Source organism: Caulobacter segnis (assembly GCF_003243465.1).
Classification (GTDB): domain Bacteria; phylum Pseudomonadota; class Alphaproteobacteria; order Caulobacterales; family Caulobacteraceae; genus Caulobacter; species Caulobacter segnis_A.
On record NZ_QFQZ01000007.1, the window covers coordinates 20,411 to 37,976 of the forward strand.

Here is a 17,566-nt window from a genome sequence, read left to right on the forward strand (position 1 = left end):
CAGTGAAATCAACGCAATAGAGGCCTTACTCGGCCTTCAGATAGATCTCCGAGCCCTGCTCCTTGAACTTCTCGCTCATGGCGGCCATGCCGAGTTCAGCCTCGTTCGGGGCCTTGGCGGCCGCGAAGTCGCGGACCTCCTGGCTGATCTTCATCGAGCAGAACTTGGGCCCGCACATCGAGCAGAAATGCGCGGTCTTGTGCGCCTCCTTCGGCAGGGTCTCGTCGTGGAACTTGCGGGCGGTTTCGGGGTCCAGGGCCAGGTTGAACTGGTCCTCCCAGCGGAACTCGAACCGCGCGCGGCTGATGGCGTCGTCCCACATGGCAGCGCCGGGGTGACCCTTGGCGAGGTCGGCGGCGTGGGCGGCCAGCTTGTAGGTGATGACGCCGGTCTTGACGTCGTCGCGGTCCGGCAGGCCCAGGTGCTCCTTGGGCGTGACGTAGCAGAGCATCGCCGTGCCGAACCAGCCGATCATCGCCGCGCCGATGGCCGAGGTGATGTGGTCGTAGCCAGGCGCGATATCCGTGGTCAACGGGCCGAGGGTGTAGAACGGGGCCTCGTGGCAGTGCTTCAGCTGCTCGTCCATGTTGGCCTTGATCTTGTGCATGGCCACGTGGCCCGGGCCCTCGATCATCACCTGGACGCCATGCTTCCACGCCACCTTGGTCAGCTCGCCCAGGGTGCGCAGTTCGGCGAACTGGGCCTCGTCGTTGGCGTCGGCGGTCGAGCCCGGACGCAGACCGTCGCCCAGCGAGAACGACACGTCGTAGGCGCGCATGATCTCGCAGATGTCCTCGAAGCGCTCGTAGAGGAAGTTCTCCTTGTGGTGCGCCAGGCACCACTTTGCCATGATCGAGCCGCCGCGCGAGACGATGCCGGTGACGCGCTTGGCGGTCAGCGGCACGAACGGCAGGCGCACGCCAGCGTGGATCGTGAAGTAGTCGACGCCCTGCTCGCACTGCTCGATCAGGGTGTCGCGGAAGACCTCCCAGTTCAGGTCCTCGGCCACGCCGTTGACCTTCTCCAGCGCCTGGTAGATCGGCACCGTGCCGATCGGCACCGAGCTGTTGCGGATGATCCAGTCGCGGATGTTGTGGATGTTGCGCCCCGTGGACAGGTCCATGACCGTGTCGGCGCCCCAGCGCGTGGCCCAGACCAGCTTGTCGACCTCGTCGGCGACCGTCGAGAGCACCGCCGAATTGCCGATGTTGGCGTTGATCTTGACGAGGAAGTTGCGGCCGATCGCCATCGGCTCCAGCTCGCCGTGGTTGATGTTGGCCGGGATGATGGCGCGGCCGCGGGCCACTTCCTGGCGCACGAACTCCGGCGTCACGAAGTCCGGGATCGAGGCGCCGAAGTCGTCGCCGTCGCGGACGCACGGGGCGTTCTGCTCGCGGCGCAGGTTCTCGCGGATGGCGACATATTCCATCTCGGCGGTGATGATCCCGGCGCGGGCATATTCCAGCTGGGTGACCAGCTTGCCCGGCTTGGCGCGGTAGATCTTGCGGCTGGCGTCCGGGAACTCGGGGGCCAGGTGCTTGCCCTGGGCGAAGCCGTTGTCCTCGGGCTTCACCTGGCGGGGATCGGCGACGACCTCCACGTCGCCGCGCGCCAGCACGAAGGCCTCGCGGGTGCGCGGCAGGCCCTTCTCGATGTCGATGGCGACGGTCGGATCGGTGTAGGGACCGGACGGGTCATAGACCGTCACCGGCGGCTCGTTGGCCGAGGGGTGGACCGCCACCTCGCGGAACGGCACGCGCAGGTCGGGGAACAGTTCGCCGGCCTGGTAGACCTTGCGCGAGCCGGGGATCGGACCGGTCGAGATCGTCTCGGCCACGGCCTTGATGGTCGTCTGGATGTTCATTTCGGGCGCTCCTCAAGCTTCCAAGGAGACCCGGACGTGTCGTGCTTGAGTCGGTCTGACGGACGCCATCTAGGCCGCGTCCGCGTTCCCTCCCTTCGCCGGCATGACCCGGATCAGGTTCTACGGGTCAGGGCCGGAAGCCCAATCTCAGCCGCGCGCGCGGCCCCCCGGTGAACAGAGGTCGGACACTAGGCGCGCTGACGCGCAGGTCAAGCGTTGATGCCGGTCAAGCGGTCACGCGCGCCGCGTTCCGAGCCGGCTCAGAGGCTCGCCGCCGAGAAGGTGTCGCAGGCCGACGGGTCCCCCTGCTCATAGCCGCGGCTGAACCACCGCATCCGCTGGGCGCTCGTGCCGTGGGTGAAGCTGTCGGGCACGACCTGCCCTTGCGTCTGCTTCTGCAGCGTGTCGTCGCCCACGGCCGCCGCCGCGCCGAGGCCGTCCTGGACGTCGGAGCGATTGATCACGATCCGTCCGCCCGACGCCTCGCCGGCGTGCGCGGCCCAGACGCCGGCGTAACAGTCGGCCTGCAGCTCCAGCCGCACCGAGCCGCTCTCCTGCCCGCGCGCGCCCAGGCGGCGGGCCTGCTGATCCGCGCCCAGCAGGTGCTGGACGTGGTGGCCGATCTCATGGCTGACCACATAGGCGCGGGCGAACTCGCCCTTGGCGCCGAAGCGGCCCTCCAGCTCTCGCCAGAACGACAGGTCCAGATAGACCTTCTGGTCGGCCGGACAATAGAACGGCCCCATGGCCGACTGGCCCGTGCCGCAGCCGGTTCCGGTGGCCTCCTTGTAGAGCACGATCGCCTCGGGCGGGCGGTATTCCACGCCCTCGCGTTGGAAGATCGGCGTCCAGACCTCGCGGTTGGAGGTCTCGATCACGTCGATGAACTGGCCGTCGCGGTCGGAGACCTCGCCGCGCGCGCCCTGTTGCTGGGCGGGCTGCTGCAGGCCCTGGGCGACATCCATGGTCGTGCGCGGATCGATGCCGAACACGAAATAACCGATCGCCGCCAGCACCACCGCGCCGATGCCGCCGCCGGCGATCCCCACCGGCCCCAGACCGCGTCGATCCTCGATATTGCCGGACCGACGGCCCCCTTCCCACTCCATGCAAGCCTCTCGTGTTTAGCGTTTCGGTTCGCTCGCCGGCCTGATGGCGCGCATGCGGGCGTTGCTCTGGGCCAGGGCGTCCTGGGTCAGCTGGTCGAGGCGGCTCATGTCGCTGGAGCGCTGGACTTCGCGCCGGGCCGGATCCTCCACGGCCCGGACGGGCGGCGCGGTTATGGACGGCGCGGCCAGAACGGCGCCGGCTCGCTGCTGATCGAGACCGCGCAGCAGGCTCTCGGTCCTCGCCCGCTCCTGCGCGTTCGAGCTCTCGATCTGGCTGGCCAGCATGTCGCGCCGCACGTCCTCCACCGCCTGGGCGGCGGCGTTGCGGGCCTGGATGTCGCGCAGGCTCTGGGCCTGGGCGCTCGCGCCCAAGGCCGCGAGGCAGAAAGAGATGCAAAGGGCTTTCCGCACGGGACGCGCCGCTCCTGGTTGGAACGGCCCGCCGCGCGTTGCGATCAAGGCCGTTTGACGGTGAAACGCGCGAGTTCGGTCTTCGGCGCCGCCCAATCCGGATTAAGCTCCGCCGCCTTGGCGTAGTCCAGATAGGCCGCGCGCAGGTCGCCGAGGCCTTCATGCGCCAGGGCGCGGTTGTAGAGCGCCCGCTCGGGGTCCTTGACGCCCAGCGAAAGGCCCTTGTCGATCTGGGCCATGCCCTCCGCGTAGCGCGCCTGCCCCACGAAGGTCGCGCCACGGTTCACATAGGCTTCGCCGAGATTGGGATCGAGGCTGGTGGCCTGGTCGAAGTCCGCGCGAGCGGCCTCGAAATGCAGCTGTCGCATCTGCAGCACGCCCCGGTTCACATAGGTCTTGGCGCGGTCGCGGAAGCCGAGGACCTCGAGTTCCAGCGCGGTCGTGCAGGCGAGAATGGCGCGGTCATCGGATCGTCCCTTCAGCGCGGCGTCGGAACATGCGTTGGCCGAAGCGCCGCCGACGACGACGGTCGAAGCGCCGGCCGCGCCGGCGAACAGGAAAGCCGCCGCGCCCAGCGCGACGCACGGGATCATCCGGGTCATGTCTTCCTCCGTGGGGCCGCTCGTTCGCGCGGAGGCCCTCGCGCCGATCATACCACCAAAGGCGCTCGCCGCCGTCACCTTGTGGTCGCACCACCCGCACGGCGTGCTAACAGGAGAACGACTCCGAGAGGGACCTCGCCTAATGCATCTCGCCCGCTTTCCTCGCGCTCGCTTCGCCCACCTGCCGACGCCCCTGGAGCCCCTGCCCCGCCTCGGCGCGGCGCTCGGGATCGACCTCTGGGTAAAGCGCGACGACTGCACGGGCCTGGCGGGCGGCGGCAACAAGACCCGCAAGCTGGAGTTCCTGCTGGGCGAGGCCCTGGCGCAGGGCGCCGACACCCTGGTCACCCAGGGCGCGGTCCAGTCCAACCACGTGCGCCAGACGATCGCCGCCGGCGCGCGCTTCGGCCTCCCGACCGAGGTGATCCTGGAGGAGCGCACCGGCTCCAAGGCCGAGGACTATGTCGGCAATGGCAACGTGCTGCTGGACAAGCTGATGGGCGCGGCGATCCGCTTCGTTCCTGGCGGCAGCGACATGGTGGCTGAGCTCGAAGCCACGGCGGAAAGCGTCCGCCAGCGGGGCGGCAAGCCCTATGTCATTCCCGGCGGCGGCTCGAATACCGTCGGCGCGCTGGGCTATGTCGACTGCGCCCGCGAGTTGATCGTCCAGGCCGACCAGATGGACCTGAAGATCGACCGGCTTGTCACCGCCACTGGCAGCGCCGGCACGCACGCCGGCCTCGTCGCCGGCTTCGCGGCGCTGTCGGTCGAGGTTCCGATCCTGGGCTTCGGCGTGCGCGCGCCCAAGGCCAAGCAGGAGGAGAACGTGTTCAACCTCGCCGTCGCCACCGCCGAGACCATCGGCGCGGCGGGCCGGGTGAGACGCGAGGCGGTCGTGGCCGACTGCGACTATGTCGGCGAGGGCTACGGCCTCGTGGACCAGGGCGTGATCGACGCTCTGACCCTGGCCGCGCGCACCGAAGGCCTGCTGCTGGACCCCGTCTATTCGGGTAAGGCGATGAAGGGCCTGATCGACCAGGCGCAAAAGGGCGCCTTCAAGGGTGAGCGCGTCGTCTTCCTGCACACCGGCGGCGCGCAGGGCCTGTTCGGCTACCAGAGCGTGCTGGAGCCGGCCCTCGGCTAAGGGAGCGATCGGATGAGCAAGATCCTCGGCGTTCTCGGCGGGATGGGTCCCGCCGCCACCCTCGATTTCCTGGCCAAGCTGCAGGCCGCCACGCCGGTCCAGCGCGAGCAGGATCACCTGCGGGTGCTGGTCGACATCAATCCGCACGTCCCCGACCGCAATGTCGGCGCCGAGGATCCCGCGCCCGTGCTCGCCGCGATGGCCGAAGGTCTTCGGGACGCCGGCGCCCAGGTGCTGGCGATCGCCTGCAACACCGCCCACGCCTATGCCGACGCGGTGCGCGCCAGCGGCCTGCCCCTGGTCGACATGCTGGAAACCGCCGGTCTGGCCGCCAAGGCGCAGGGCGCGTCCAGGGTCGGGGTTCTCGGCACGGGCCTGGCGCTGGGCCTCTATCGCGACCGCTTCTTCCACATGGGCCTGGAGACGGTCACCCTGGACGATCACGAGCAGGTCGAATTCATGGCCCTGCTCTATCGGATCAAGCATGGCGACGTGGGGCCAGCATCGCGCGAGACCATGGCCGCGCTGGCCCATCGCCTGGTCGGCAAGGGGGCGCAGAGCGTGGTGGCCGGCTGCACTGAGGTGCCGCTGGTGCTATCCGCCGACGACCTGTCGGTCCCGTTCCTGGACGCCACGCAACAACTGGCTATCCGCTGCGTGGACGTCTGCCTCGGCTAGGCCGGGCGAGCCGCGGACATGAAAACGCCCCCGGAGCCAAACGGACCCGGGGGCGTCGTCCTGTTCCCCAACAGGACAGCGTCGGCTGCTGCCAAACCTGGCGCGGCGGCGTCGCCTCGAAATTGATGAGTGAGGTCATCGTCGAACACGGCGCGCGGCGCAACGCGGCCCGCTGTCGCAGGCCGGACGAAATCGGGCCAAGGAAGCCCCCTAAGTCTTTGTATTGACGAACTTCTCGCTCACGCCGCCCGAAATCTACTCGCAGACCCGGCGCAGGTTCATCAGCACTTTTGGCGTATCGCGGCGCAGCGCCTCGCGCATCAGAGCCTTCGGCACGGGCCAGTCCACCGCGAGACGGTTCTCATAGAACACGCGGGTCCGGCGGCCGCCGTCCAGCGGCTGCAGCCGCCACTCGCCCTGCTGGACCTTCAGATCGCCCTCGACCAGCCGAAACCGGATCGAATTGTAGGGCTCGTAGTCCGAGCGGAACACGATCCTCATGCCCGGAAAGACCAGGTTCCGGCGCGTGACGTGCTCGCGGATATCCCAGCCGCGCGCCTGATCGCCCTCAACGACCCGGCACCCGGTCAAGGTGGTGATCATCACCTTGGCGGCCGCGCAGTCGGTCATGGTCCGCCACACCTTCTGCACCGGCGCGTCGATGTCGATCACCGCCTTCACATGACCGGCGACACCGTCGGGATCAGGCGTCACCTCCGCATAGGCTTCGCCGCGCTTCAGCGCGGCCTGGGCCTTGCCCGTCAGGTCGAACGCCTGCGCGCCAGAAACCGACAGGGCCCAGATCGCCAGAACAACTGAAATCCCAAACCGCATGTCGCTCTCCACTCGGGGAGCGATACGGCGAGACGGCGCACATGGATGGATCGGGCGCAGGCCCGTCTAAGACGCCCGGCCCAAGGCGGCCCGCACGACCTCCGGCGCGTGGTCGATAACGCGCAGATAGGCCGCCAGCGCCGGATCCAGCCGCGCCTCGCCGTGCTCCAGGTCCTGCAGCAGGGTGAGATCGATCTGGAACACGGCCGCGAAATCCGCCTGTGACAGTCCCGTTCGCCAGCGCACCGCCTGCACCAGGGCGCGAGCCGAACGGGCGCGCGCGGGCGTCGCGGCTTCGTCGATCGCGGGGTCGGCATGTCGGGTCATGGTACGCTCCTGGAACTGGCCCTCCCCATGGCCGACTTTTAGGACGTTCCCATTGCAGAAATTCGACGTCTTTGAGTCAGGAAGCCGCCAGATCGTCGCGCGCCCCGCCACGATCCTGTTTGGCCAGGAAGGCGGCGGTGGCCTCGATGGCCTCGACCAGCCCGACCCGCTCGATCTGGACGCCCTCCGGCAAGCTGGAGAACAACCGCGTCGGCGCGGCGGCGTCCAGCATGACAAAGACGCCCCGATCGTCAGCGCGTCGGATCAGGCGGCCAAAGGCCTGGCTGATCCGGGCCCGGGCCACGGCGTCGTCATAGCCCTTACCGCCGAAGCGCAGGCGCCGGGCCTTGTGCAGGACATCGGGACGCGGCCAGGGCACGCGGTCGAAGACCAGCAGGCGGAGTGAACGCCCCGGCACGTCCACGCCGTCCCGGATCGCGTCGGTGCCCAGCAGGCAGGCGTCTTCCTCGGCGCGGAAAATGTCGACCAGCGCCCCGACCTCCAGCGGATCGACGTGTTGGGCGTAGAGCGCCAGGCCCTGGTCGGCCAGAGGCGCGGCGATGCGCTCGTGGACCGCCTTCAAGCGACGGATGGCGGTGAAGAGGCCAAGTCCCCCGCCGCCGGCCGCCAGGAACAGCTCGCGCATCGCCGCCGAGACCTGGCGAGGATCTTCCTTGTTCACGTCGGTGACCACGAAGGCCTTGGCGTTGTTCGCGTAGTCGAACGGCGAGACCAAGCGTAGTACCTTAGGCGCCGACGGCAGGCGGGCCGCGCCCGTGCGCATCTCGGCCAGGGCGAACGGGTCCTCCAGCGCCGGATCGACCAGGGTGGCGCTGGTCACCAGAACCCCATGGGCCGGCGACAGGACGGCCGCGCGCAGCGGTTCGGTCGGATCGACCCAGTGGCGGCGGCAAGCGGCGTCGACGACGCGGCCATAGAGGAACGTCGCCTCGAACCAGTCGACGAAGTCGGGGTCGGTCTCGCTGGGATCGACGTCATCCTCCTCCAGCGCCTTCAGGATCGAGCGCCAGGCCGGCAGGGTCATGCGGGCGCGACGGTCGAGGCCGCGCAGCGCGCCTTCGATGCGGGCGCGCTCGGACGGGGCCAGATGCTCGGCCTCCTCGTCCAGCACGTCTTCCAGCGCGCGGGCCAAGGCCAGCAGCGGCGCCTCGATCGCGGCAAGCGCCTTGGCGGCTTCGGGGGCGCGCTCGCGGACGAGGTCGACCGGCGGGCGGGCGTCGCATTGCAGGCCAAGATCGGCCCCGCCCCGCTCGCTGGTGCGGGCGCGGAGCTGCTCGATGACGGCGACGAGGAAGTTCTCGATCGGCCCGATCGGATTGATCTGGCCATCCGGCGGCGCGACCCGGCCCGACCAGCCTTCGCCCGGCAGGGCGGCGGCGGCGTGGATGGCCTGGCTCATCGCCTGCCGCGCGCCCTCGCGATCGCCCAGGATGTCGAGCAGCCGCGCTTCCAGCCCCCGCCCCCGCCGCCCTCGGCCCTCCGGACCTCGGATCCAGCGGCGCAGTTCCGCCGCCTCAGCCCCCGACAAGGCGGCGGAGAAGGCGCTGTCGGCGGCCTCGAACAGGTGGTGGCCTTCGTCGAAGACGATGCGCTTGAGGCTGGTGGTCTCGTTGTCGCCTTTCAGCCCCCGCGCCGTCCGCGCGCCGTCGAACGCGGCCTGGGTCAGGACCAGGGCGTGATTGGCGATCACCAGGTCGGCGCGCTTGGAGGCCCGCACGGCCTTCTCGATGAAGCAGATCCGATAGTGCTGGCAGCCGGCGTGGATGCACTCGCCGCGCCGGTCGACCAGGTTGGCCGGGCTGGCCTGGGCCGACGGCGGCACAGCGGAGAGCGTCGGCAGCCAGGCCGGGAAGTCGCCGCCGGTCATGTCGCCGTCGCGCGTCGCCCGCGCCCAGCGCGCGGTCAAGGCCAGGCCGATCAGGTCGCCATTGCCCAGCTGCGCGCCGTTGATCTGCTCCTGGAAGTTCAGCAGGCACAGATAGTTTTCGCGCCCCTTGCGCACCACCGCCTTCTTGGCCCGCTCCTTGGGATCGGGATAGATCGAGCGGCTCTCGCGCTCGATCTGCCGCTGCAGGGCGCGGGTGTAGGTGCTGACCCAGACCGAGGGGCCATTGGCCTCGGCCCACAGCGAGGCCGGCGCCAGATAGCCCAGCGTCTTGCCGACGCCCGTGCCGGCCTCGGCCAGCATCATGCGCGGCTCGCCCTCCCGCTCGCGCGGCTGGAAGGCGTAGGCCGCCTCCTTGGCGAAGGTCGCCTGGGCCTCGCGGATCTCCTCCAGGCCCGAGCGTTGCAGCAGCTCGGCCAGGCGCTGGCCGGCGCGCTCCGGATCGATCGGCCGGGAGCCCGCCTCGCCCGGCGGCGCCTGATCCTCCCACTCGGCCAGCCGCGCCCAGACGTCGAGGCCCGAGCCGCGGAACTGGTTGCCGACGGGGACCGAGCGCAGAGCGCCGATGACGGCGGCCCCCCAGGACCAGCCGGCCTTGGCGAGGGTCTCGGCGACAGCCAGGGCCTCTTCCCGCGACGGGACCGGCGTCAGCGCGAGTTCACGCAGCAGGGCGTCCGCGCTTTCGCGCAGGCTCTGGGCCTGCTGGGCCGCGCCATGCGGCTCGGCAAGACCCAGCGCCATGGCCAGGCCCACCGCCGAGGGGGCGCAGAAGGCGCCGGGACGAACGAAGGCATGCAGCTCCAGCACGTCGAACAGCCGCGGCGAGCGCGATGGCGGCGACAGGTTCAGCCGCCGCGCGGTCATCGCCCCGTGCGCCACCAGCACCGGGCCATGCTCGAACAGGTCGCGGGCGTCCGGGGCGCGCAGCATCCGGCCTTCGCCCCCGCCGTCGGCCACGCCGGCGCGCGGCCCGGGCAGGACGACCAAGGCCGGGGCCAGATCCAGAGTCGGGGGGGAAGCGGTCACGCGACTCTGTTAGCAAAACCACGCCGAAACAGAAAGGGAACACTGGCCGCTGCAGTTGCCAAGTCGATCCCGGGGCTCGAATACTCGTCCCACAACCTCCAATGGAGCTTTGCCTTGCGCAAGATCGCCCTTACCGCCTGCCTGCTCTCCGTCGTCACGCCAGCGCTTGCGGCGGAGGTTCAGCCGCCGACCATCGCCGTCATCGGCAGTGGGCGCGCGGAACGGCTGGCGGATTACGCCCTGCTCAACTTCACCCTGCGCGGCGAAGGCGTGACCGCGCCCCAGGCCGTGAAGGCGCTGGCCGACGCCCAGGCCAGGCTCGACGCCAGCCTGCCCAAGCTTCCGGGCAAGCCAGCGGCGGAGACGCGCAGCGCGACGCTGCAGATCCGCGAAGTTCGCGCGAAGGGCTGCGAGAACCGGGGCTATCCGCTGCCGACCGCTGGCGACTGCGCCGTGGTCGGGATGATCGCGACCCAGGGCTTTCAGGTGCGGATCTCCCCGGCCACGCGGGCCGGCGACGCCGCCTCGCTCGTGGCGCAGATCGGCGGGGCCGACGTCAATGTCTCGAATGGCGGCGTGAATGACGAGAAGGCCCTGGAAGACGCCGCCATGCGCGATGCGGTCGCCGACGCCAGGCATCAGGCGGAGCTGCTGGCCGCCGCATCGAGCGTCAAGCTCGGCCCGGTGATCCGTGTGCAGGACGGCCAGACCAATCAGATCGTGGTCACCGCCAGCAGCTTCGCCGCGCCGCCCCCGCCCCCGCCGCCCATCCCGCCCGTACAGTTGAGTTCGCCGCTGAACTACACGCCGCAGCCGGTCGTCCGGACCGCCCGGGTGATGGTGACCTACGGCTTGGAGCCTTAATCGCTGGACGAAACAGAAAGGGAACATGCTATATGGGCGTGAATGCTCGCGGCTGACGCCCTTCCCCCTCGCTTCCAGCAATGGTTCGCCGACCGCGGCTGGAGCCCGCGCGCCCATCAGCTGGCCATGCTGGAGAAGGCCCGCGAAGGGCGTGGCGCGCTGCTGATCGCCCCGACCGGCGGCGGCAAGACCCTGGCCGGTTTCCTGCCCAGCCTGATCGAGCTGGCCGAGCGGCCGCCGCGCAACGCGCCGGCGGGTGTCCACACCCTCTATATCTCGCCGCTGAAGGCCCTGGCCGTCGACGTCGAGCGTAATCTGCTCACGCCCATCCGCGAGCTGGGACTGCCGATCGTGGCCGAGAGCCGCACCGGCGACACCGGCGAGAGCCGCAAGGCGCGCCAGCGGATCCGGCCGCCGGACATCCTGCTGACCACGCCCGAGCAGCTGGCGCTGTTCTGCGCCTGGGAGGGCGCGCGTGAGTACTTCTCCGACCTCTCCTGCGTGATCATCGACGAAGCCCACGCCATCTGGCCGTCCAAGCGCGGGGATCTGCTGGCGTTGGGTCTGGCGCGCCTTCAACAATTCGCGCCAAGGATGCGACGGGTGGGCCTGTCGGCGACGGTCGATGATCCGGATCTGGTGCGGCGGTGGCTGGGATGGAGCTCCCCTCCCCCTTGCGGGGAGGGGGCGGGGGGTGGGGGTGCTGGCTCCGAGCTGACACCCCCATCCCCAACCCCTTCCCCGCAAGGGGGAAGGGGCTCGAACATCGACCTCGTCCTCGGCTCGGGCGGCGCGCAGCCGGTCGTCGAGGTGCTGGTGTCGGGCGGCCGCGTGCCCTGGGCCGGCCATACGGCCGAGCACGCCATGGCCGAGGTCTATGAGATCATCAAGCAATCGAAGACCGCCCTCGTCTTCGTCAACACCCGCTTCCAGGCCGAGTTCGCCTTCCAGCGCCTGTGGGAGCTGAACGAGGACGACCTGCCGATCGCCCTGCACCACGGCAGCCTGTCGGCCGAGCAGCGCCGCAAGGTCGAGGCGGCCATGGCGCGCGGCGAGCTGCGGGCCGTCGTCTGCACCTCGACCCTCGACATGGGCATCGACTGGGGCGACGTCGACCTCGTGATCCAACTGGCGGCGCCCAAGGGGGCCTCTCGGATGGTGCAGCGGATCGGCCGGGCCAATCACCGCCTGGACGAGCCCAGCCGCGCGTTGTTCGTGCCCGCCAGCCGCTTCGAGATGCTGGAGTGCCGCGCCGCCGCCGACGCGATCCTCGAGAACCACTTGGACGGCGAGCCGCCGCGCGTAGGCACGCTGGACACCCTTGCCCAGCACGTCATGGGCTGCGCCTGTTCCGAGCCGTTCGACATGCTCGCCCTGTACGAGGAGGTCCGCTCGGCGGGCCCTTACGCCGACCTCACCTGGGAGGACTTCGAGACCGTCGTCGACTTCGTCTCGACCGGCGGCTACGCCCTGCGCACCTACGACAAGTTCCGTCGCATCGTGAAGAACGCCGACGGCCTTTGGACAGCCCGCAACGCCCAGGCCCGGCAGCAGCACCGGATGAACGTCGGGGCCATCGTCTCGCCCGGCATGATCAACATCCGTATCGGCGGCGGCAAGCGGCCGATGGGGGGAAGGAAGATCGGCGAGGCCGAGGAAGGCTATTTCGAGCAGTTGACGCCCGGCGACACCTTCATCTTCGCGGGCCAGGTGTGGCGCTACAACAGCCTGGTCGGGGCCGACGCCTTCGTCACCCCCGCGCCGAACGACGACCCCAAGATGCCCAGCTGGGGCGGGTCGAAGTTCCCGCTCTCGACCTATCTGGCCAGCCGCGTTCGCCAGATGATGCACGACGAGACCGAGTGGACCGCCCTGCCCGGCGACGTCCAGGAGTGGCTGGCCTGGCAGAAGATCCGCTCGGCGATCCCCGACGAGGGCGAGATGCTGCTGGAGACCTTCCCGCGCGGGAAGCGGTTCCACCTGGTCTGTTATCCGTTCGACGGTCGCCTGGCCCACACCACCCTGGCGATGCTGCTGACGCGCCGGCTGGACCGTCTGGGCGTCGGCCCCCTTGGCTTCGTCTGCAACGACTACGCGCTCAACATCTGGGCGCTGCGGCCGATGGACGGTCTCGATCTCGACGAGCTGTTCGCCCAAGACATGCTGGGCGACGACCTGGAGGCCTGGCTGGACGAGAGCTTCATGATGAAGCGGGCCTTCAAGCACTGCGCCCTGATCGCCGGCCTGATCGAGCGCCGCCATCCGGGCGCCGAGAAGTCCGGGCGGCAGGTGACCTTCTCGACCGACCTGATCTACGACGTGCTGCGCAAGCACCAGCCCGACCACCTGATGCTGCGCTGCGCCCGTCATGACGCCGCCACCGGCATGCTCGACATCGCGCGCCTGGGCGACATGCTCTCGCGGGTCAGCGGCAAGATCCGGCACGTGGCGCTGGAGCGCGTCTCGCCGTTCGCCGTGCCGATCATGCTGGAGATCGGCCGCGAGCGCGCACCGGGCGACGCCGCTGGCGAAATGATCCTGGCCGAGGCCGAGGAAGACCTGATCGCCGAGGCCATGCATTGACCCGCTTTTCCCCCTCCCCCTGCGGCGGCCTTCGCATCGCCCTGGCCAATGTCGAGGTGATGCTGCGCTGGTCGGGCGCGATGTGGCTGGAGACCGAGCGCACCCTGGTGGTCGCCGACCTGCACTTCGAGAAGGGCAGCAGCTATGCGTCGCGCTTTGGCCAGATGCTGCCGCCCTACGACACGCGCGAGACCCTGGACCGCCTAGACCGCGAGATCGCCATGCTGTCGCCGCAGCGCCTCGTGTTCCTGGGCGACAGCTTCCACGACGGCGACGGCGAGACGCGTCTGGCGGCCGAGGATTACCGGCGGCTGGAGGGCCTGGCGCTGGGGCGTGAGCTCGTCTGGGCGGTCGGCAATCACGACGCCGACGGTCCCAAGGCTCTGCCGGGCGACGTCATCGACGAGGGCGCGCTGATGGGCCTGACTCTTCGCCACGAACCCCAGCCGGGTGTTCAGATTGGCGAGGTGGCCGGCCACCTGCACCCGGCGGCCAAGGTCTCCAGCGGCCGGGCCACGGTCCGGCGGCGGTGCTTCGTGACGGACGGCCAACGCTTGGTGCTGCCCGCGTTCGGCGCCTTCACCGGCGGCCTGAACATCCTGGATGAAGCCTTCTCGAACCTGTTCGGCGGACCGATGCTGGCCGGCGCCCTGGGGCCCAAGCGTGTCCATGCGGTGGGAGTGAAGTCTCTGCGGCCGGACTAGCCGCGCGGAACTACATGTGCAGCGCCTGCTCCAACGAGAAGGCCAGAGAGACCGCCGCGCCGGCGGTGAGCAGGGTCCGCATCCGCGGCCGCCAGGCTGGTCCCTCGTGGTTCGTCACGTCCCAGACCCATTGCAGGAGGAACACAACCAGGAAGCCCGACAACTGCCACGCGGGATCAAACTTGAGTTCGCCCACCAGAAGGCCGAAGCCGGCCAGTGGGAACAGCAGAGAAATGCCCAGGACCGACCAGCGGGGACTGGTGTTCTCGATCTCCAGGCCCGTGCGCACGCCGCCGAAATACGACACCATCGCGGTCGCGTAGGCCAGCAGCGCGGTCAGCGCCGCGCGTTGCATGCTGGCCGGGCCATAACAGAACAGAGCCGACGAGACGAAGAATGGAATGAGGGTCGACAAACCAAAGACCCATACCGCCGGAGGAACCGGCGTCCGCCCGCCCACGGACTCGTTCATGATCTACTCCTTCGGACGGCGCCCCTGTCGCCCTCCCTGCCCCGAGCGGACTATTACCGACCCGAAGGCCGAGGTCCACGGACGATCTTTCATGAAAACATCAGCCTGGCGGGTTTGGATCGCGCTTTCTAAACCAGGAGGGACAGGCTTTGGCTGTTGGAGCTGGAGCGCGTTCATACGGCTAGCGCCAAGGCCTTACAGCCCGCGCCGCGCCGGATCGGCCGAAGGCGCGGCGCCGCTGATCGCGGCCGTCGCGGTCTGCACCGGCGCCTGGGCGCGGAACGCCTCAGCCGAGCGATCCGCCGTCTGCACGGCGCTCGCCGTGAGCTGCGCCCGCAGCGCCTTGGCCCGGCTGCGCGCGGTCGCGTCGCCAGCCCGGCCGGCGATCGCGTACCACTTGTAGGCTTCGGCGGCGTTCCGGCTGACGCCGATGCCGCTTTCATAGAGCTGGGCCAGGTTGAACTGGCTGTCGACGAGCCCCGTATCGGCCGCCTTGCGGAACCACTGGACAGCCTTCGCGGTGTCTCGCGGGCCACCCTCGCCCCTGATCGCATAAAGGGCCAGGTTGTGCATGGCGCGCGGGTCGCCGCCCTTGGCGGCCAGTTCGCCCCAGCGCCGCGCGGCGACCAAGTCGCGATCGACGCCGCCCCTGCCGTCTTCGAGCAGCTTGGACAGGTAGAACTGCGCGGCTGGATAGCCTTGGCTGGCGACTCGCCTGAGGCCGTCCAGCCCGGCCAAGTCCCCGGCCTCGATCTTGCGAATGGAAGCGTCGAACACGGCCTTGGTCTCGTTCGACACCGGCGCGGTAGTCGGGGCGCCCTCGACCGGGCCTTGAGCCGCCGGTGCGGCCGTCAGGGCGACCGAGGCGCGGGCGTTGGGCGTCGCGGCCGCCGCCAGCGCCGGGGCCGGGGCCGGCTTGCGGCTCGGCGCGGCCTCAGCGGCTTGCTCGCCGGCCCGTGTGTTCTGGTCGCCGAGCATCAGCAGCCCGCCGACACAGGCGCCGATCACCGCCGCGCTGCCGATGGCGACGGCCACGCTGGCGACCGTCGTCCCCACCGGCCGCTTCGGCTTCTTGGCCGAAAAGCGTCCAAAGCCAAACAACGATCCGCCGCCGGCCTTGCGGTCCTTGGCCTTGCCGTCGAGGCCCTCGGCGTCGGCGGCGGCGGCGCGGGCGGCCGCGCGGGCCTGCTCGATGATGTCTCGCGTCGAAAGCGGCGGCTGAGGCTGCTCCGAAACGGTCTCGGACGCCTTTTGGCCATGCGGCTCGGCGCCGTCGTCGTCCAGCGGATCCGCGAAGACATCGTCGTCGAACGACTCGTCGTCGGCCGCGTCCAGCGGGAACGCCGAATGACCGTCACGGGCGGCCGGCGGCGGGGTGTCGAAGACGTCGTCGTCGGCGAACGGGGAGTCCTCGCCCAGCACCAGGTCGTCCTCGAAGGGCGCGGCGGGCGGCGGGACGAATTCCGTGACCGGCTCGGACGAAAGCGGCGGCGCGGCGGCTTCCTGCCGGCGCTGGGTCTCGTGCAGGCGATCGTCGATCTTGCCGCGCGCCTCCTCGAGCATGCGCAGCGTGCGCTCCTCGCTGAGACGGATGCGCTCCAGCAGCTCCTGACTGGAGCGCTCGTGACGCTGGTTCAGGCGCTCGGTGACCCGGGCGACCTGCTCGCCGACGTCGTCGATCGCCAAGGCGTTGCGGCGCTCGGCGCTGCCGATCCGTTCGGTCAGTCGCTCGGTGATGCGGGCGATCTCGGCGCCGAGCTTCTCAAGGGCCTGGCCCTGGACGCTGTCGGCGCGATTCAGGCGGCTTTCGACGCTGGCGGCGATGCGGGCGACCTCGCCCCCGACCTGTTCGATCGCCGCGGCGCTACGATTCTCGGCGGTGTGGACCCGGCGATTGAAGGCTTCAGCGACGCTGACGACCTCGCGGCCCATACGCTCGATGGCCTGGGCCGAGCGCTGCTCGGCGGCCTCGACATGGGCGGCCATCTCACCGAGCTTGCGCTCCATGCGATCGAAGCGCCCGTCGGCGGTTTCGCGCAGCCGCTCGGCCATCTCCAGGCGCGCGGCTTCCATCTTCTCGGCCAGGCTGGCCGCCAAGCTGTCGAGGCGCTCCTGCATGTCGGCGGCGGGATTGGCGGTCTCCACGACGCCGAGACGCTCGTCGAGCGCCGAGAACGAGGCGCCGAGTTCGCGCAGGGCTTCGCTGGTGCGGGTTTCGGCGGCTTCGAGCCGCTCGCCCAGACGGGCCACCACGGCCTCGACCAGGGCGTCCGGATCCTGAGGCTCAGGCGCAGGGGCGGCCTGCTGCGCGTCCAGCCGGGCCTCCAGGGCGGCGATGGCCTCGCGGGTGCGGGCCTCTCCCTCATAGAGATGGCCGGCGACCTTGCCCAAGGCGCCTTCGAGCGCGCGCAAGGCTTCCACCGAACGCGGGCCGGCGGCTTCGGCCTCGATGCGGCGCATGCGCTCGGCGGCGCGCGCCTGCTCGGTCTTCAGATCGTCGACCGCGCCTTCGAAGCGGGCGGCGACCGCGATCTGCTCGCGCTCGGCCCGGCCAAGCCGCGCGATGGCGTCGCGGACCGAGTGGTCGATGCCGGAGATGGCGGCGGCGTTGCGCCCCTCGGCCACCTCGATCCGGCGGGTCAGGCGATCCAGGGCCACGGCGACGCGCCCGACCTGGTCGGTCTGCTCGGCGATGGCCGCGCGGGTCGGCTCGTCGTGGACGACTTCGAGATGGCCGCGGCTGGGGGTGTCTTCAGAGGCGCGATAGTCGGCCTGACCATCGCCCTCGATGATCATGCGGTTCAGCCATTCGCCCAGAGTCATGCCGGAGCGACGCGCGAGGTCCTTTGCGACCTCCCGTGCCTTGGGGTCGATCCCCTTAACGCTCCATGGCGAAGCCGCCGTCATGCGAATCTATCTCCCCGCATCTGGGGAAAACGCTAGTCAGCGATTCCTAGAGTGTAAACGCGACGAAAACGCTAGATATAGCGCGCGCGGATTTCACTGTGGAGGAATCAGGACGCAGCTCAAACCCCTTGTACC

Annotated in this window: 14 protein-coding genes and 1 riboswitch; of the genes, 5 read left to right on the forward strand and 9 right to left on the reverse strand. The window is 69.9% G+C overall.

Features of this window, described 5'->3' with window-relative positions:
• Positions 1-25: 25 nt before the first annotated feature.
• The 4 genes from thiC to DI526_RS03930 form a co-directional block, all read right to left on the reverse strand.
• On the reverse strand, positions 26-1,864 hold the full coding sequence (thiC, locus tag DI526_RS03915) for a phosphomethylpyrimidine synthase ThiC (protein ID WP_304274257.1): 1,839 nt from the start codon (positions 1,862-1,864) through the stop codon (positions 26-28).
• A 73-nt stretch (positions 1,865-1,937) separates the two neighbouring features.
• A riboswitch (TPP riboswitch) is annotated at positions 1,938-2,044 on the reverse strand.
• Between the two features lie 80 nt (positions 2,045-2,124).
• A complete protein-coding gene (locus DI526_RS03920) occupies positions 2,125-2,973 on the reverse strand; it encodes a neutral zinc metallopeptidase (protein ID WP_304274260.1) in 849 nt (282 codons plus the stop codon).
• Positions 2,974-2,988: 15 nt separating this feature from the next.
• Entirely contained in the window at positions 2,989-3,384 is a 396-nt protein-coding gene (locus DI526_RS03925; RefSeq protein ID WP_304274263.1) for a hypothetical protein, read from the reverse strand.
• A 44-nt stretch (positions 3,385-3,428) separates the two neighbouring features.
• Positions 3,429-3,986: a tetratricopeptide repeat protein gene (locus tag DI526_RS03930; protein ID WP_304274266.1), complete on the reverse strand. Its 558-nt coding sequence runs from the start codon at positions 3,984-3,986 to the stop codon at positions 3,429-3,431.
• 142 nt (positions 3,987-4,128) lie between these two features.
• Between DI526_RS03930 and DI526_RS03935 the strand changes: the two genes are divergently transcribed.
• Both DI526_RS03935 and DI526_RS03940 read left to right on the forward strand, forming a co-directional pair.
• On the forward strand, positions 4,129-5,130 hold the full coding sequence (locus DI526_RS03935; RefSeq protein WP_304274269.1) for a D-cysteine desulfhydrase: 1,002 nt from the start codon (positions 4,129-4,131) through the stop codon (positions 5,128-5,130).
• A 12-nt stretch (positions 5,131-5,142) separates the two neighbouring features.
• The gene (locus DI526_RS03940; protein WP_304274272.1) at positions 5,143-5,808 is read left to right on the forward strand and encodes an aspartate/glutamate racemase family protein; all 666 of its coding nucleotides are present in this window, start codon (positions 5,143-5,145) and stop codon (positions 5,806-5,808) included.
• Positions 5,809-6,063: 255 nt separating this feature from the next.
• On the opposite strand, the gene DI526_RS03945 is transcribed toward DI526_RS03940, so the two are convergent.
• The 3 genes from DI526_RS03945 to DI526_RS03955 all read right to left on the reverse strand — a co-directional run bounded on the left by DI526_RS03945 (position 6,064) and on the right by DI526_RS03955 (position 9,901).
• Entirely contained in the window at positions 6,064-6,642 is a 579-nt protein-coding gene (locus DI526_RS03945; RefSeq protein WP_304274274.1) for an SRPBCC family protein, read from the reverse strand.
• Between the two features lie 66 nt (positions 6,643-6,708).
• Positions 6,709-6,969, reverse strand: coding sequence for a DNA-binding transcriptional regulator (locus tag DI526_RS03950; RefSeq protein ID WP_304274279.1), 261 nt, complete (start codon positions 6,967-6,969; stop codon positions 6,709-6,711).
• 76 nt (positions 6,970-7,045) lie between these two features.
• A complete protein-coding gene (locus tag DI526_RS03955; RefSeq protein ID WP_304274282.1) occupies positions 7,046-9,901 on the reverse strand; it encodes an ATP-dependent DNA helicase in 2,856 nt (951 codons plus the stop codon).
• Between the two features lie 114 nt (positions 9,902-10,015).
• On the opposite strand from DI526_RS03955, the gene DI526_RS03960 reads away from it, so the two are divergent.
• The 3 genes from DI526_RS03960 to pdeM are packed head-to-tail and all read left to right on the forward strand — an operon-like array spanning position 10,016 to position 14,052.
• Positions 10,016-10,765 carry an SIMPL domain-containing protein gene (locus DI526_RS03960; RefSeq protein WP_304274284.1) on the forward strand — a complete coding sequence of 250 codons (750 nt, stop codon included), beginning with the start codon at positions 10,016-10,018 and terminating at the stop codon, positions 10,763-10,765.
• Positions 10,766-10,807: 42 nt separating this feature from the next.
• A complete protein-coding gene (locus tag DI526_RS03965) occupies positions 10,808-13,348 on the forward strand; it encodes a ligase-associated DNA damage response DEXH box helicase (RefSeq protein WP_304274286.1) in 2,541 nt (846 codons plus the stop codon).
• A complete protein-coding gene (gene pdeM / locus DI526_RS03970) occupies positions 13,345-14,052 on the forward strand; it encodes a ligase-associated DNA damage response endonuclease PdeM (RefSeq protein WP_304274288.1) in 708 nt (235 codons plus the stop codon). The genes DI526_RS03965 and pdeM overlap by 4 nt, the downstream gene beginning before the upstream one ends.
• Before the next feature lie 10 nt (positions 14,053-14,062).
• Here pdeM and DI526_RS03975 read toward each other — a convergent pair whose 3' ends face one another.
• Positions 14,063-14,524: a DUF3429 domain-containing protein gene (locus DI526_RS03975; protein ID WP_304274290.1), complete on the reverse strand. Its 462-nt coding sequence runs from the start codon at positions 14,522-14,524 to the stop codon at positions 14,063-14,065.
• Between the two features lie 195 nt (positions 14,525-14,719).
• Positions 14,720-17,431, reverse strand: a complete 2,712-nt coding sequence (locus DI526_RS03980; RefSeq protein WP_304274292.1) for a tetratricopeptide repeat protein — start codon at positions 17,429-17,431, stop codon at positions 14,720-14,722.
• Between the last annotated feature and the right edge of the window lie 135 nt (positions 17,432-17,566).

Bases quoted from the DNA above. Each gene is read 5' to 3' on its own strand.
- thiC (WP_304274257.1), bottom strand. From the start codon at position 1,864: ATGAACATCCAGACGACCATCAAGGCCGTGGCCGAGACGATCTCGACC.
- DI526_RS03920 (WP_304274260.1), bottom strand. From the start codon at position 2,973: ATGGAGTGGGAAGGGGGCCGTCGGTCCGGCAATATCGAGGATCGACGC.
- DI526_RS03930 (WP_304274266.1), bottom strand. From the start codon at position 3,986: ATGACCCGGATGATCCCGTGCGTCGCGCTGGGCGCGGCGGCTTTCCTG.
- DI526_RS03935 (WP_304274269.1), top strand. From the start codon at position 4,129: ATGCATCTCGCCCGCTTTCCTCGCGCTCGCTTCGCCCACCTGCCGACG.
- DI526_RS03940 (WP_304274272.1), top strand. From the start codon at position 5,143: ATGAGCAAGATCCTCGGCGTTCTCGGCGGGATGGGTCCCGCCGCCACC.
- DI526_RS03945 (WP_304274274.1), bottom strand. From the start codon at position 6,642: ATGCGGTTTGGGATTTCAGTTGTTCTGGCGATCTGGGCCCTGTCGGTT.
- DI526_RS03950 (WP_304274279.1), bottom strand. From the start codon at position 6,969: ATGACCCGACATGCCGACCCCGCGATCGACGAAGCCGCGACGCCCGCG.
- DI526_RS03965 (WP_304274286.1), top strand. From the start codon at position 10,808: ATGCTCGCGGCTGACGCCCTTCCCCCTCGCTTCCAGCAATGGTTCGCC.
- DI526_RS03975 (WP_304274290.1), bottom strand. From the start codon at position 14,524: ATGAACGAGTCCGTGGGCGGGCGGACGCCGGTTCCTCCGGCGGTATGG.
- DI526_RS03980 (WP_304274292.1), bottom strand. From the start codon at position 17,431: ATGACGGCGGCTTCGCCATGGAGCGTTAAGGGGATCGACCCCAAGGCA.